The 15362-nt window shown below is 44.8% G+C and carries 11 protein-coding genes and 2 tRNA genes; 1 reads left to right on the top strand and 12 read right to left on the bottom strand.

Features of this window, described 5'->3' with window-relative positions; genetic code table 11:
• Positions 1-129 precede the first annotated feature (129 nt).
• The 8 genes from rpsA to parE form a co-directional block, all read right to left on the bottom strand.
• Complete coding sequence (rpsA, locus tag D8792_RS07130; RefSeq protein WP_015604624.1) at positions 130-1332, bottom strand: 30S ribosomal protein S1; 1203 nt, start codon at positions 1330-1332, stop codon at positions 130-132.
• Between the two features lie 162 nt (positions 1333-1494).
• Positions 1495-1566 (bottom strand) — tRNA-Gln (locus tag D8792_RS07135).
• 9 nt (positions 1567-1575) lie between these two features.
• Positions 1576-1656: transfer RNA gene (locus tag D8792_RS07140), tRNA-Tyr, on the bottom strand.
• Positions 1657-1706: 50 nt separating this feature from the next.
• Positions 1707-1937 carry a DUF2969 domain-containing protein gene (locus tag D8792_RS07145; RefSeq protein ID WP_015604623.1) on the bottom strand — a complete coding sequence of 77 codons (231 nt, stop codon included), beginning with the start codon at positions 1935-1937 and terminating at the stop codon, positions 1707-1709.
• Between the two features lie 92 nt (positions 1938-2029).
• Entirely contained in the window at positions 2030-3133 is a 1104-nt protein-coding gene (locus tag D8792_RS07150) for a branched-chain amino acid aminotransferase (protein ID WP_125373485.1), read from the bottom strand.
• Between the two features lie 62 nt (positions 3134-3195).
• Positions 3196-5646, bottom strand: a complete 2451-nt coding sequence (parC, locus tag D8792_RS07155) for a DNA topoisomerase IV subunit A (RefSeq protein ID WP_125373486.1) — start codon at positions 5644-5646, stop codon at positions 3196-3198.
• Between the two features lie 785 nt (positions 5647-6431).
• Positions 6432-7244, bottom strand: a complete 813-nt coding sequence (locus tag D8792_RS07165) for an aminoglycoside 6-adenylyltransferase (protein WP_125373488.1) — start codon at positions 7242-7244, stop codon at positions 6432-6434.
• A 293-nt stretch (positions 7245-7537) separates the two neighbouring features.
• Complete coding sequence (parE, locus tag D8792_RS07175) at positions 7538-9481, bottom strand: DNA topoisomerase IV subunit B (protein WP_125373489.1); 1944 nt, start codon at positions 9479-9481, stop codon at positions 7538-7540.
• 223 nt (positions 9482-9704) lie between these two features.
• On the opposite strand from parE, the gene plsY reads away from it, so the two are divergent.
• The gene (gene plsY, locus D8792_RS07180; protein ID WP_125373490.1) at positions 9705-10349 is read left to right on the top strand and encodes a glycerol-3-phosphate 1-O-acyltransferase PlsY; all 645 of its coding nucleotides are present in this window, start codon (positions 9705-9707) and stop codon (positions 10347-10349) included.
• Positions 10350-10529: 180 nt separating this feature from the next.
• Here the strand turns inward: plsY and nt5e are convergent, their stop codons facing one another.
• From nt5e to D8792_RS07205, 4 genes are all read right to left on the bottom strand, one after another.
• Positions 10530-12806 carry a cell surface ecto-5'-nucleotidase Nt5e gene (nt5e, locus tag D8792_RS07190; RefSeq protein WP_125373491.1) on the bottom strand — a complete coding sequence of 759 codons (2277 nt, stop codon included), beginning with the start codon at positions 12804-12806 and terminating at the stop codon, positions 10530-10532.
• Between the two features lie 142 nt (positions 12807-12948).
• A complete protein-coding gene (locus D8792_RS07195; RefSeq protein WP_125373492.1) occupies positions 12949-14217 on the bottom strand; it encodes a dihydroorotase in 1269 nt (422 codons plus the stop codon).
• Between the two features lie 12 nt (positions 14218-14229).
• Positions 14230-14694 (bottom strand): NUDIX hydrolase, encoded by a 465-nt coding sequence (locus D8792_RS07200; protein WP_125373493.1) that lies wholly within the window; start codon positions 14692-14694, stop codon positions 14230-14232.
• An 8-nt stretch (positions 14695-14702) separates the two neighbouring features.
• Positions 14703-15356 (bottom strand): uracil-DNA glycosylase, encoded by a 654-nt coding sequence (locus D8792_RS07205; protein WP_048771769.1) that lies wholly within the window; start codon positions 15354-15356, stop codon positions 14703-14705.
• Positions 15357-15362: the final 6 nt, after the last annotated feature.

Below are 15362 nucleotides of genomic sequence, written 5' to 3' on the forward strand. Positions count from 1 at the left end.
TAGCATCTTTCGCTTAAATAAAACTGAATATGCATAAAGAGCAAGTATCGCAATAAATGACTCGAATGCAAACTCCCACTTGAAAAGACGAAAAAAGAAGCTGAGAAACTCAGCCTCTTCTTAAGTAAATTACAATTCGATATCACCGAAAAGATCAGCCATTGAGAAACCAGTTTGAGTTTCTGGAAGCTCGAAGTCACGTTTTTCTTGACGACGCGGACGACGCGGACGAGATTGACGTTTTTCTTCTTTTTGACCTTCTTCTTGAGCTGGACGCTCTTCGAGAGCCTTGATAGAAAGTGATACACGCTCAGCAGCTGCATTCACTTCAAGAACTTTAACAGTTACTTCTTGACCAACTTTAAGAGCATCTTTTGGATTTTCAACACGTTTGTGTGAAATTTGTGAGATGTGAACCAAGCCATCGATACCTGGTAATACTTCAACAAAAGCACCGAAGTCAGTCAAACGTTTTACTGTACCTTCAACTACATCGCCAGCAGCAAGTTTTTGTTCAACACCATCCCATGGTCCAGGGGTTGTAGCTTTAAGTGAAAGAGAGACACGGCCTTCTTCTTCGTTCAAATCAAGAACTTTCACTTCGATTTCATCACCAACTGAAACAACAGATTTTGGTGAAACGTTACGCTCGTGAGAAAGTTCAGTCAAGTGAACCAAACCATCAACACCACCAAGGTCAATGAAAGCACCGAAGCTTGTGATACGAGCAACTTTACCAGTTACAACATCACCAACATTCAATTTACCAAATACTTCTGCACGCGCTGCTGCAGCTTCTGCTTCTACAACTTCACGACGTGAAAGGATGAAGCGGTTTTCTTTTGGATCTACTTCTTTGATCTTAGCATCAAATTCTTGACCTACAAAACGTTCAGTGTTGCGAACGAAACGAGTATCGAGCATTGAAGCTGGAATAAATCCACGAAGTCCTTCAAACTCAACAGAAAGTCCACCTTTAACAGCACGAGTGCCCTTAACAGTAACAACTTCTTCTTCACGACCAACCAATTTGTCCCATGCTTTGCGAGCTTCTAAACGTTTTTTAGATACTAGGTAAGTAACTGTATCTGTATCTTTACCTACTACTTGACGAAGAACAAGCAATTCAAGTGTGTCACCTGGTTTTACAAAGTCATTGATGTCAGCATCACGATCATTTGTCAACTCACGCAGAGTCAAAACCCCTTCAACACCAGTACCAGCAATGGCAACATTAGCTTGGTTAGCATCCACTGTCAATACTTCAGCAGTAACGACATCACCTGGCTCGACTTGGCTAACACTGTTTAGCAAATCTTCAAATTCATTCATCTAAAAAAATCCTCCAACAATCAAGTGTACTACTTGACATACTTATAATTATTTTCCTAAGCACCCGCAAACGACATTGATTTATCTTTACCGTTTTCCACCCTATAAAGAAATAAAATATCCGACGATATTTTATCCTTTATCTGATATATTACCTAAGAACTGGGGTAGCTGGATTCGAACCAACGCATGAGGGAGTCAAAGTCCCTTGCCTTACCGCTTGGCTATACCCCAATGATGAAATGGAGAGAGAGGGATTCGAACCCCCGAACCCGAAGGAGCGGATTTACAGTCCGCCGCGTTTAGCCTCTTCGCTATCTCTCCGACAATCAACGATATCAATTATATCATTAATCTAATAGAAGCGCAAGCCCTTATTTTCCTAAATTGTAGGTTTCAATCAAAGTTTCTACCGCTTTTTCAAGCTTTTTATATAAACTTTCAACATTTCCATTCTTGACAATAGCAAATTGGCCGTCAAACTCAGCAATCTCTCCAATGACCTTTTTTCCTATAGAAAGGGTGTAGCCATCAAATTGATCAGCACCAAGCTTCACCTTACTATCTGCAATCTGAATCTCAATTTTTTTATCTTTTTTACTCATTCTTCTACCTCTTTCAAGTTTCTATTTTACACAAAAATAGCAAAGCTGGCAAGTGATTTCCTCAATAAAAAGAGCCTCAAAGGGCTCTTGGGTTATTCATCTACTTTGACAATCCAACCTTCTGGGGCTTCCACATCACCAAATTGGATGCCAGTCAACTCATCATAAAGTCTGCGGGTCACTGGGCCGACTTCTGTCTCGCTATAGAACACATGGAAATCATCGCCATGCTGGATTCCTCCAATTGGCGAGATAACTGCTGCCGTACCACAAGCTCCTGCTTCGACAAAGCGATCTAAGTTATCAATCGGAACGTCGCCTTCAATCGGCGTCAAGCCCAAGCGGTGCTCTGCCAAGTAAAGTAAAGAATATTTGGTAATGGATGGCAGAATAGATGGACTCAGCGGAGTCACAAATTCATTGTCCTTGGTGATTCCAAAGAAATTGGCTGATCCAACTTCTTCAATCTTGGTATGAGTTGACGGATCTAGGTAAATAACATCAGAGAAGTTGCGAGACTTAGCCATCTTACCTGGTAGGAGACTAGCTGCGTAGTTACCACCAACCTTGGCCGCACCCGTACCATGTGGAGCTGCACGGTCATATTCATCTTGGATCAAGAAGTTGGTTGGAACCAAACCACCCTTGAAGTAGTTTCCGACTGGCATAGCAAAGATGGTAAAAATATATTCCTCTGCTGGTTTTACCCCGATGATATCTCCGATACCAATCAAAAGGGGACGAAGGTAGAGAGTTCCTCCTGTTCCATATGGCGGTACATATTCTTCATTGGCACGGACAACAGCCTTACAAGCTTCCACAAACATTTCAGTTGAAACTTGTGGCATCAAGAGACGATCGCAAGTGCGTTGCAGACGCTTAGCATTCTCATCTGGACGGAAAAGCTGGACACTGCCGTCCTTAGTCCGATAGGCCTTTAGACCTTCAAAAGCCTGCTGGCCATAGTGAAGGCTTGGTGAAGACTCCGAAATATGTAGGGTCGCATCTTCTGTCAGCTTGCCTTCCTCCCACTGACCATTCCGATAATAAGCGATATAGCGATAGGGCAATTTCATATATGAAAAGCCAAGATTTTCCCAATCAAGATTTACTGTCATAGTCTTTTTCCTCTTTTCCTTATCTTTCAATTTATAGATACTCCCTATTGTACACCTTTTTCTGAAAAATTCAATCATTATTTTCAATTTTCTGAAAATTTATTTTTAAAAAAACCAGTTCGTGTGAACTGGCTTGTTGATTACTTGATATAAGCCGAGAAGACTTCTTCGTCTGAAATGGTATCAGAAATGAAGCTGCCATTGCTAGTTCTCTCAGACAGGCTGAGGTCAGCTAGATTGATTTCATAGGTCGTTCCTTTATTAGAAAGCACCTGCAAAATCTGCTCTTCGCTAGCTTCTGCTTCAGTAGTAAAGAGGTCAAAGCCCACTGCTTGGCCATAGACTGGTCCAGCTGCAAAGACACGATGGGGCTTGGTCTTAAGCTCTCTCAAAACTTGGAGACCGCGATTTGCCCGACTAGTAACAGGAATGTCTGCGACTGCCATACGTTTGAGCGAACCACGCTGAGTCAGGATGTAAAGCGAGTCGGTATTAGCGATAAAGGCCGCTACTAGGACATCGTCCTTTTTGAGATTGATAGCCTTTACTCCAGCCGCCTTAGCTCCGATGACAGGAACTTCTTCAATATTGAAGCGCAGGGCATAGCCATTCCTAGTCACGAGCATAACATCATCCAGCTTAATCGGTGCCAGAGCAATGACCTGATCTTCTTCGTTTTTCAACTTGGCAAATTTAAGGGACTTAGACTTGTAGGTCCGCCAAGGACTGAATTCCTTGCGCTCTACACGCTTGATTTGACCTAACTTGGTCGCTACAAAGTAAGTCCCCTCCTCAAAGCTATCCAGCAATTCTGTATAGATAACCTCTTCCTTGGTATCAAAGTTGCTGATAGTCTGGCTGAGGTGTTCTCCGATTTCTTTCCAGCGGATGTCTGACAGCTCATGAACAGGCCGGTAAATGACATTTCCTAGGCTGGTGAAAATCAATAAATGCTGAGTCGTCTTGGCTGGACTGACGAAAATAAGTCGGTCATCATCACGCTTTCCCATCTCTTCTAAGGTCGAAGCTGAGAAGGAACGCGGACTGGTCCGCTTGATGTAACCAGAACGAGTCACGCTGACATAGGTTTCTTCCTCAACGATGAGACTAGCTGTATCAATCTCGATGGTGTTTGCTGTATCCTGAAGCTCGCTGAGACGCGGATTGCCAAACTTCTTCTTGACATCGCGGAGCTCTCGCTTCATGAGGTTATACATGGTGCGCTCATCGCCGATAATAGCCGCCAGCATAGCAATTTTCTCGCGAAGCTCTGCTTCTTCCTCTTCCAGCACCACGACGTCGGTATTAGTCAAACGGTAGAGTTGAAGAGTGACAATAGCCTCAGCCTGCTCCTCAGTGAAATCATAGCTGACTTTAAGATTTTCCTTGGCGTCAGCTTTATTTTCTGAAGCACGAATCAGGGCAATCACTTCGTCCAAGATGGAAAGCACCCGAATCAATCCTTCCACGATATGCAGTCGTTTCTCAGCCTTAGCCTTGTCAAAACGGCTACGAGCCAGAATAATCTCCTTGCGGTGGGCAATGTAGCTGGTCAAGATTGGCACAATTCCCACCAAACGAGGTGTGAAATTGTCAATCGCCACCATGTTGAAATTGTAATTGACCTGCAAGTCGGTGTACTTAAAGAGGTAGTTGAGAATCAGCTCAGTATTGGCGTCTTTCTTGAGCTCGATGGCAATGCGAAGACCATCCCGGTCGGATTCGTCCCGCACTTCAGCAATACCAGCCACCTTGTTGTTGACCCGTACATCGTCAATCTTCTTGACTAGGACTGCTTTATTAATCTCGTAAGGAATCTCGGTGATGACGATTTGCTCTTTACCGCCCTTCAGCTTTTCAATCTCAGTTCTAGAGCGCACCACAACACGACCTTTACCAGTCTCGTAAGCCTTCTTGATCTCATCACGACCTTGGACAATAGCTCCTGTCGGGAAATCTGGACCAGGCAGAAACTCCATGAGTTTGTCCACCTTGGCAGACGGATGGTCAATCATATAAATAACCGCGTCAATGACTTCGGCTAGGTTATGAGGTGGAATATCCGTCGCATAACCAGCGGAAATCCCAGTTGCTCCATTGACCAGAAGATTAGGAAAGGCTGCCGGCAGAACAGTCGGCTCCTTCTCTGTATCGTCAAAGTTCCAAGCAAATGGAACGGTATCTTTCTCAATATCTTGCAAAAGATAGCCAGCCATTTCAGACAGGCGCGCCTCAGTATAACGCATAGCCGCCGGTGGATCACCGTCCATGGAACCATTGTTTCCATGCATCTCAACGAGAATCTCGCGGTTTTTCCAGTCCTGAGACATACGGACCATGGCATCGTAGATAGAACTGTCACCATGAGGGTGGAAATTCCCCATGATGTTCCCAACTGACTTGGCTGACTTGCGGTAGCCCTTGTCAAAGGTATTGCCGTCCTTGTTCATCGAATAAAGAATACGGCGCTGAACAGGCTTCAAGCCATCGCGAATGTCCGGCAAAGCCCGCTCTTGAATGATGTATTTGGAGTAGCGGCCAAAGCGCTCTCCCATGATGTCCTCAAGGGACATGTTTTGAATGTTACTCATATAGGATACAGAGCCCATAAAATACAAAGTGAAAATAGGAAATTCTTGCAGTGAGCGATGCTCACAAGAGAATTTATCTTTTTCACACAGTATTTAGGGCGTGTTCAACTCCTTTCAAAGAATGTAGAGTAGTTTTTTATATTAAAATTGGTAGTTAAGAAAAATATTTTTAGATACTATTTGAATCATTCACAAACACTTATTTAGATTATCCAAAAGCAACTATTCCCTATAGATTGTTCTTTCTTCTTTGAAGTATGTACAAATATAGACAAGGTAAATAAGAAATTATAGCAGTTGATATCAGCAAAATATCAAATACAAACTTTTGCCCTCGAAATAGCTCCTCCCAATGCATTGTATTAAGATAATGAAAAATTAAACCGAATAAATAACAGATACTTATAGGGAAGACTCGCCACTTGATTGATTTGTATAAATAATATATGCGTATTGAGTGATAAAGCGTGGAAGAAATAAGCATAGGTAAACAAAAATCAATTAGAAAAAAATAAAACCTTAAAGTATCGTCAAACATATCTGTCCGATCTATGGAAAATAACCAAATATTCCATATAGTGATAATTACAGAAAAAAATAAACCATAAAATCTTTTGCCAAGTTTGTTATTTTGTAAGGCAATATATATTGATAAGATTATGGACACAATCTGAAGAAATGGGAATAACATAGAAAATATTCCAAACATAAAATCCAACATACTATTTCACCTCAATAGCTATTATAAACTAAAGCATTTGTTCATCTTGTAAGTGTCTCTGAAACTATTTCAACCTCTCCTCAGCATACTCCATCATCTTCTCTGCGGTTTCTTTGTCATAGTGAAAGCCAGTTTTGAGAGAGAAAGCTTGTGCTTCTTTGTGGAAAAAGTCCAATGTAGCCAAGAGAGACTTGATGAGGTTTTTCTGATCAGAAAAGTCAAGCAAGGCTGTAAATTCTTTTTCTTTCTCATCAGGCAAATGCTGAAAGAGGTACTTGTAGTTCTTGCCAACATCAACTGTTCCCTTGTCTGCTGCCACTTGCCAAGCTAAAAGTTTGAGCAATTCTTGCTGGCAGATGCCATAGAGATGATCCGTAGCATAGATGAGTTGTTTGCGACGAATGCCCTTGACCACATAGGCTGAGACCCACCAGAATTCATTGCAGGATTTATCAAAGTCAGTCGCACTGGCTGGTGCCGTCCAATAGCGCTTAGTCGTCGGTGCATAAGGGGCAAACAGCCCCTGCGGGTCATCCAGCAACGTGAAATCCGCTTCGCTATCCACCCACTCTTTGATGTGCTCCTTGGGGCAGAGGGTCAAATCGATCCGATTGCCATCTTCAAAGAGCATGAGATAGAGGCGGCGATGGTCAAGTATATTATGCTGCTCGATGATGCGCTTGCCAAATTCTTCCAACCAAGCAAGGTCAGCCAACAGGCCATCCAAATCCTCCACAATGTAGACTACATCATAGTCTTGGAACTCGTCCTTGGGAGCATTTGGATTTGTCCGCGAACCGGACATAGCGACAGCGTCAACCTGTAGCACTTTTGCGGTTTGCAAAATCACATCAAACATTTCGGTTTCAGTTCTCATGGGAATACCTGCCTTTTAGTTGAAACTCTTGATTCTGTAGAGGACATGTCTACAAAGGGGACTGTCAGCTAGAACTTTTTCATTATCAAATTCTTTGACAAATTCCATGCCTAGCTTCTGCATGACTTTTTTGCGAAGGGAGATTGAGTAAGGATGTAAAAGAAAATAATTTTTCACTTTGATAAAGGGCGTAAATAACTGGACAATCTTTCATATTTGCAGGTCTAATAATCATTTTCTACCCTTTCCAAGTCTGATAAACTTATAATCTAGCAAATCTCAATAACTAGGTATTAAAACACTCCACTCTCCTCAAGCGTAAACTTGACATTATCCTCAATCCACTTGCGGCGTGGTTCGACCTTGTCGCCCATGAGGACATTGACACGGCGTTCGGCGCGCGCCAGGTCTTCGATGGTGACCCGGATGAGGGTGCGGGTGTCAGGATTCATGGTCGTCTCCCAGAGTTGGTCAGCGTTCATTTCACCGAGACCCTTGTAGCGCTGAAGCATGGCTCCCTTACCAAACTTACGGCGCAGGTCGTCCAGCTCACCATCGGTCCAGGCATACTCGACGACTTCGCTCTTTCCCTTGCCCTTGGACATCTTGTAGAGTGGCGGCAGGGCAATATAGACGCGACCAGCCTCGACCAGCGGGCGCATATAGCGATAGAAAAAGGTCAGCAGCAAGGTCTGGATATGGGCACCGTCGGTGTCCGCATCGGTCATGATGATGATCTTGTCGTAGTTGGCATCCTCAAGGGTAAAGTCTGACCCAACACCCGCTCCAATCGTGTAGATCATAGTGTTGATTTCTTCGTTCTTGAGAATATCGGCCATCTTAGCCTTAGCAGTATTGATTACCTTACCGCGTAGGGGCAGGATAGCTTGGAACTTACGGTCACGACCTTGCTTGGCAGAGCCACCGGCAGAGTCTCCCTCGACCAGATAGAGTTCATTCTTGGCTGGGTTCTTGGACTGCGCTGGAGTCAGCTTACCAGACAGCAAGCCCTTGTCTTTTTTATTCTTCTTGCCATTTCGACTTTCGTCACGCGCCTTGCGGGCCGCTTCCCTGGCATCTCTAGCCTTGATAGCCTTGCGGATGAGATTAGAAGCCAGCTCACCATTTTCCAAGAGGAAGAAAGTCAGCTTGTCAGAGACGATGGAGTCCACAGCAGGACGAGCCAAAGGACTGCCCAGTTTGTCCTTGGTCTGGCCTTCAAACTGGAGGTGTTCTTCTGGGACGAGGATAGACAGGACAGCAGCCAGACCCTCGCGGTAGTCCGAACCTTCCAGATTCTTGTCCTTTTCCTTGAGCAAACCAGTCTTTCTAGCATAGTCGTTCATGGCCTTGGTGATAGCGGTCTTGAGCCCCGTCTCGTGGGTACCGCCGTCCTTGGTGCGGACGTTATTGACAAAGGACAGGATATTGTCTGAGTAGCCGTCGTTGTACTGGAGGGCCACCTGGACTTGGAAGTCGCTCTCCTCGCCCTCGAAATAGAGGACAGGAGTCAGGGTTTCCTTGTCTTCATTGAGGTAGCTGACAAAGTCTTCAACCCCGTTCTCATAGTGAAACTCTACTTCTTCGCCAGTCCGCGCATCGGTCAGCGACAGGCGAACATTCTTGAGCAGGAAGGCTGATTCCTTAAGTCTCTCAGCAATGGTGTTGTACTTAAAGTCTGTCGTTGAAAAAATCGCATCGTCCGGCATGAAGGTCACTTTGGTCCCAGACTTGGACTTAGGTGCCGTGCCGATTTTCTTGAGCGTAGTGACTGGTTTTCCGCCATTTTCAAAGCGCTGCTTATAAACAGTCCCATCCCGCGTGATTTCCACTTCCAACCAGCTGGACAGGGCATTGACAACAGAGGAACCGACACCGTGGAGACCGCCCGAGGTCTTATAGCCCCCTTGACCGAACTTACCGCCAGCGTGGAGAACTGTGAAAATGACCTCAACCGTGGGAATGCCCATAGCGTGCATCCCAGTCGGCATTCCACGACCATAGTCTTGAACGGTTAGACTGCCGTCCTTGTTTATCGTAACCTCGATTCGGTCACCGAAGCCTGACAAGGCTTCATCGACAGCATTGTCCACAATCTCCCAGACCAGATGGTGTAGTCCAGCTCCGTCGGTCGATCCGATATACATCCCCGGACGTTTTCGGACCGCATCCAACCCTTCTAATACCTGAATGGCATCGTCATTGTAATTGTTAATATTGATTTCCTTTTTTGCCACAAGGAACCTCCTGCATGATAGTCATCCTTATTATCTTACAAGTTTTTAGTAAATTTTGCAAAGTTTTTTTCTAAAAAATAGCCTTAAAAAGGCTGATAGAATCTGGATTTCAAGTGATTTTTGAAAAAGACAACCTAGCTGCAAGCGTCAGACTAGACAATTCTCTAAAAATATTCTTATCATAGTTCTTTGTCCAAGTTCCAAATCATGGTATAATAAAATCATGATGAACACGATACTTGGATTATTACTAGCATATTTACTAGGCTCCATTCCGACAGGTTTATGGATTGGACAGATTTTCTTTAAAAAGAACCTCCGGGAATACGGCAGTGGCAATACTGGCACGACCAATACTTTCCGGATTTTAGGTAAGACGGCCGGCACCGCCACCTTTGCTATCGACTTTTTCAAAGGTACACTGGCAACGCTGCTGCCGCTTTTCCTACATATTGATGGGATTTCACCACTGATTTTTGGTCTCTTGGCCGTGATTGGCCATACCTTTCCGATCTTTGCTGGCTTTAAGGGTGGCAAAGCCGTGGCGACTAGTGCAGGAGCTGTTCTGGGCTTCTCACCCGCTTTCTTTATCTATCTGATATTGGTCTTTGTGACGACTCTCTATCTGGGAAGTATGATTTCCCTCGCCAGTGTGATTTCTGCAAGCGTGGCTATCCTGTCTGTCTTGATTTTTCCTGCTTTAGGCTTTATCCTACCTAACTATGATTTCCTCTTTACCCTGATTATCATTCTCTTAGCAGCTATTATCATCCTTCGTCATCGGGACAATATCCAACGTATCAAACAGAAAAAAGAAAATTTAATCCCTTGGGGCATTAACCTAACCAAGCAAAATCCAAAAAAATGAGAGTGGGACAGAAATCAATCATTCGTTAGAATTCGATTTCGTCGTCCCACCTCCGCACAGTTGAGTAGAGCTGTAAAAGCTGATGAAATCAGCGTAATAGAGCCCACTCAACCACTGCGTCTTGCTCGACAATCCAAAGACAATTGAGAGGCTAGGACCTTTGTCCCAGCCTCATTTTTTTTAATCTTTTTGAGTTTTTTTCAGGCTTGATACACCTAAGGTTCCCAGAACCAGTCCGAAGAGGGAAAGAAGGACAGGATTCTTGCTTCCTGTTTTCGGAAGAGTACCTTGTTTGCTTGCTACTTCTGTCGGACGAACCTGTGCTGGAGCTTGATAAGTCGCCTTATTAGCTGCTGGCTGAGCTGTACTTGGCTTCTCAACAGAAGGTTGTTCTTGTGGTTTTGTCTCAGGCACAACTGGGTGATTAGGCTGGCTCGGAACCACTGGATTGCTTGGTCTTGTTGGAACTGTTGGATTAGTTGGGTTTGTTGGATTAGTTGGGTTGGTAGAATTTGCTGGGTTAGTCGGATTGGTTGGATTTGCTGGATTGCTTTGTCCAGGCTTAGATGCGGCATCTTTTGGATCAGTGCCTTGCTGGATTTCCTCGATATCTGTGTAACCATCTCCATCTGTATCCTTGCTAGCAGACATAGAAATCGTGCGAGAATTTGGATTGATTGCTGCATAGGCTGTCAAATCTGCACTTTCCAGATATTCTGCAAAGGCCACGTCCATAGATGGCCCTTCCTCACGCGCACCACCCAGCATGGTATAACCATCACCACCAGCTGCTAGGAAGTCATTGGTTGTCAGGTAATAGGTCTTAGCTAAGTCAAGGGCTTCATAAGCACCTGTTTCTTTATTTTTGATTTCAATGCGAAGGATCCGTTTCTCTGCTGGCAGAGTTGTATCATAGTAAACCTTAGCACCAGAAACTTGCAAGAAACCGCCGCTTGGCTCTAGCAATGGTTGGCCGTTTTCATCCAAGACAGGCTTTCCATCTTTTTCTTGCAGGATTGAGCCCAAAGATTTGGCAAACATATCTGCGATATTCTGACCTGTTACCTTGATTTGAGAAATGGTATTTCCAAAAGGCAGAACAGCGATGACATTTCCCTTTGTGATTGGTTTGTCTTTGGCAATGGTTTCCCGTAGGCCACCACCGTTGGTCACAGCCAAGTCTGTTTTATTGGCAAAGCCTGTTTGGCCATATTTGTAAAGGGCATCTGCTACCACATTACCCAGATTGGTTTCTCGAACGCGGACATTTTCACGATCACCGTTAAGCTCAACAGGGCTCTTGGCAACGATCACCTTGGCATTTTCTGCATCGTATTTTTCCTTAATTTTCTTAACCATCTCTGCTACTACTGGGTCTGGACTAGCTTTTTTAGCTGTTTCAGCTGGGATTTGCTGAGGATTGCCCAGAAGTTGGTTGGCCTTAAAGGTAACTTTACCGATATTGTGCAAATAACTACCAGTCTGGTTGTAGGTCACATTTTCACCGTAAGTAGTGGACTCTACTGTGTGAGAATGGCCGTCAATCACTGTAACCCGCTTGCCCTTCAGCTTAGCATTTTTAGAAAGAGCTTCAGCCAAGGTAGAACCGCGCCATTCAACTGGTGTCGTCGTATCCACACCCAAGTGAGCCAGAACAACATAGTTTTTGTAAGCCTTGCCTTCAGCTGCTGCACGTGCTTCAACTTCGTCAATCACGCGGTTAACCTCTGTGATTGGATCCGCAAAAGTCACACCTTGAATGTTTTTAGGGTGAGTTTTTGTAGCTGTCTCAGGAGTGGTCACCCCGATTACGACAAATTCATCACCTTCGACGTTCTTATCCTTGTCCACAATGGTTGACGCTTGGAAGACACGGGCATTGTTGGCATAAGTATTAGCGCTGAGAAGTGGGAAATTGAGAATTTCTTTATATTTTTTGGCTTCATCCAAACCAAAGTCAAATTCATGGTTTCCGACCGCCATAGCATCATAGCCGATTTCATTGAGGATCTTCGCGCGTTCTTCCCCTTTGGAGCTGTTAGAAATTGGCAGACCTTGGAAAGCATCTCCTGCATCTACAACCAGCGTTTGAGGATTTTTCGCACGTTCTTCCTTGATAACTGTTGCAAGTTTGGCATCTCCGATAACACCTTTTTCTTCGACGATACGACCGTGCACATCGTTTGTATGAAGGATGGTAGCTTCAGGCAAGCTTGCGTCAGACGCTCCTGATACATCTTGAGCATTATCTGCGATGGCCGCATTTACGCTAGCTTCATCGGCAGAAATTCCACCTGCTTGTGCCAAATCCGTGTCAGCTGGTTTTTGAGCTGAGTCACTCACATTTGCTACAGCAGTTGCTGGCTGAACCTCATCCGCAGCAACTTGATGGTCCAAAAAGGCAGGTGCCAACAGAACCGTCGACAAAACAGGTAAAATAAGATGCTTCTTTTTCATAAGTAAAAGCTCCAGTCTATGTTTTTTCTACTATTATACTGTTTTTATTGTAAAAAGGGAATGCCTTTTCAAGGAATCCTTCTTCTTAATACGAAAAACGTTCCAAAATAACATGGAACGTTGATTTTCTATGAATGTCTGCTTAGGCTTGGAAGACGATTTCCCCATCGCAGATGGTATATTTGACTTGCCCTTTCAGCTCTTCGCCAACAAAAGGTGAATTGGCTGCCTTGGAGGCAAATTGGTCGGAAACCAGACGGTCAGCTTTAGGATCAAAAATAGTGATGTCCGCTGGGCCTTCTTCGGCCAGAAAACCAGCATTAAAATCATAGAGACTAGCCGGATTAAGAGTCATTTTTTCCAAAAGTTCCATCAAGCTCAGATGGCCAGCCTCTACCAAGTAGGTCAGACCTAGAGAAAGCGAGGTCTCAAGACCAGTCATACCAGAAGGCGCTTTAGTGATATCTTCTACATTTTTCTCGTCGGCATGGTGAGGTGCGTGGTCCGTCGCAATGACAGAAATAACACCAGACTTGAGCCCCTCAATAACCGCCAGACGATCCGATTCTAAGCGCAGAGGCGGATTCATCTTAGCACTGCTGCCCTTGGTCAATAGCAGAGCTTCTGTCTTAGAGAAGTGCTGAGGTGCTGCTTCAGCAGTGACTTGAGCGCCTAGTTTTTGGGCAAACTCGACAACCTTGACACTCTCAGCCTTGGACAAATGCTGAATATGGACATGAGCCTTGGCATCATAAGCAATCATGACATCGCGGGCAATCATGCTATATTCGGCCACACCTGTCGCGCCACAGATATGAAAATGCTCTTTAGCGATATGCTCATTGAAGCCGAGGATGCCGTTGAGATTAGGATCTTCCTCGTGCAAGCTAATAAAAGTATCGTTTTTGCGCGCTTCCACGAGAGCTTGACGGACAATGCCAGCATTAGTCAGCGGAATACCGTCATCAGAAAAACCTACTGCACCAGCTGCCAAGAGACCCTGAAAATCTGTCAGATGCTGCCCATCAAAATTCTCTGTAATCGTCGCGACCGACTTGATATGGATATTTTCACGACTGGCTGACACCAGCACTTCCTGCAGGGTTTCAACTGTAGAAATGGTCGGATTGGTATTGGCCATCATAACAACAGTCGTAAAGCCACCCGCTGCTGCTGCCAAAGCCCCCGTATGAATGTCTTCCTTATGAGTCTGACCTGGCTCCCGGAAATGAACGTGAATGTCGACCAGACCGGGTGCAACGACCAAACCACTAGCATCTAGGACTTGGGCATCAGCCGCTTCCAGATTTTGGCCAATTTTGACAATTTTCTTGCCCTCCACCAGCACATCACACACTTGATCCAGACCAGTCTTAGGATCCATTACACGGCCATTCTTGATTAGTAGCATTTTGTATCTCCTTTATTTGTAAAAATCGACCTGCGTGTCGAGCAGTTTATCACCATCATAAACAAATTTGGCTGAAAAGAAGGGCTTATCCTCCAGCAGCCATTCAACAAAGGTATGATCTCCTTCCCAAGTCGGCTTTGAAAGCACCTGATCGTAAGGCACCCATTCCAGCGTCCCTTCATTGCAATCAATCAACTCTCCTTCAAACTCCGTCACTTTGAAGACATAGGTGTACCAGTCCAAGTCGGGAGTGAATTCTGGAAAAGTAATAACACCTTTTAGGACAGGCTTGGCCTTTAGACCTGTTTCCTCTAAAATTTCGCGAGCTGCGCATTCCTGCGGGGTTTCTCCTCGCTCTAGCTTGCCACCGACACCAATCCATTTCCCAGCATGAACATCATTGGGCTTTTTGTTGCGGTGCAACATGAGAAACTCTCGACCATTATCTATATAACAAATCGTTGCTAACTGAACCATACTACCTCCTAAGCTAACCAATCGATAGGTTCCAAGCCCTTAGTCACTAAGAAATCATTGGTACGAGAAAAAGGTTTGCTTCCAAAGAAACCACGATACGCAGACAGCGGACTTGGGTGAGCTGACTCGATAATCAAATGTTGGGGATTGCTAATCAAGGCTTTTTTCTTGCGGGCGTAAGAACCCCAGAGGATAAAGACAACTGGATCAGACTTTTCATTGACTACTTTGATAATAGCATCAGTAAAAGGCTCCCAGATTAAGCCAGCATGGGCATTGGCCTGGCCAGCAGGCACTGTCAGACCAGCATTGAGCAAGAGAACACCCTGCTGAGCCCAGGAAGTCAAATCATGTGACTCTTTCACTCCGATATCATCAGCCAGTTCTTTGAGAATATTCTGCAAAGAAGGCGGTGCTGGAATGTCATCAGGGACCGAAAAACTCAATCCCTGCGCCTGTCTAGGTCCGTGGTAGGGATCCTGCCCCAAAATAACCACCTTAACATCCGCTAAATCTGTCGTCTGAATCGCATTAAACACCTTTTCCCGCGGTGGGTAAATGGTTCCCGAAGCATACACTTCGTCTAAAAAATGATTGATTTTTGCAAAATAACCTTCCGGCAGCTGCTCCTTAATCAAAGCATGCCAAGCTGAATGCTGCATATCTGT

Origin of the sequence: Streptococcus cristatus (genome assembly GCF_003943505.1) — a bacterium.
Taxonomy (GTDB): domain Bacteria; phylum Bacillota; class Bacilli; order Lactobacillales; family Streptococcaceae; genus Streptococcus; species Streptococcus cristatus_E.

Coding starts and splice junctions, on each gene's coding strand:
- rpsA (WP_015604624.1), bottom strand. CDS start 1,332: ATGAATGAATTTGAAGATTTGCTAAACAGTGTTAGCCAAGTCGAGCCA.
- D8792_RS07145 (WP_015604623.1), bottom strand. CDS start 1,937: ATGAGTAAAAAAGATAAAAAAATTGAGATTCAGATTGCAGATAGTAAG.
- D8792_RS07150 (WP_125373485.1), bottom strand. CDS start 3,133: ATGATTGAATTTTTCAGAAAAAGGTGTACAATAGGGAGTATCTATAAA.
- parC (WP_125373486.1), bottom strand. CDS start 5,646: ATGAGTAACATTCAAAACATGTCCCTTGAGGACATCATGGGAGAGCGC.
- D8792_RS07165 (WP_125373488.1), bottom strand. CDS start 7,244: ATGAGAACTGAAACCGAAATGTTTGATGTGATTTTGCAAACCGCAAAA.
- plsY (WP_125373490.1), top strand. CDS start 9,705: ATGATGAACACGATACTTGGATTATTACTAGCATATTTACTAGGCTCC.
- nt5e (WP_125373491.1), bottom strand. CDS start 12,806: ATGAAAAAGAAGCATCTTATTTTACCTGTTTTGTCGACGGTTCTGTTG.
- D8792_RS07195 (WP_125373492.1), bottom strand. CDS start 14,217: ATGCTACTAATCAAGAATGGCCGTGTAATGGATCCTAAGACTGGTCTG.
- D8792_RS07200 (WP_125373493.1), bottom strand. CDS start 14,694: ATGGTTCAGTTAGCAACGATTTGTTATATAGATAATGGTCGAGAGTTT.
- D8792_RS07205 (WP_048771769.1), bottom strand. CDS start 15,356: ATGCAGCATTCAGCTTGGCATGCTTTGATTAAGGAGCAGCTGCCGGAA.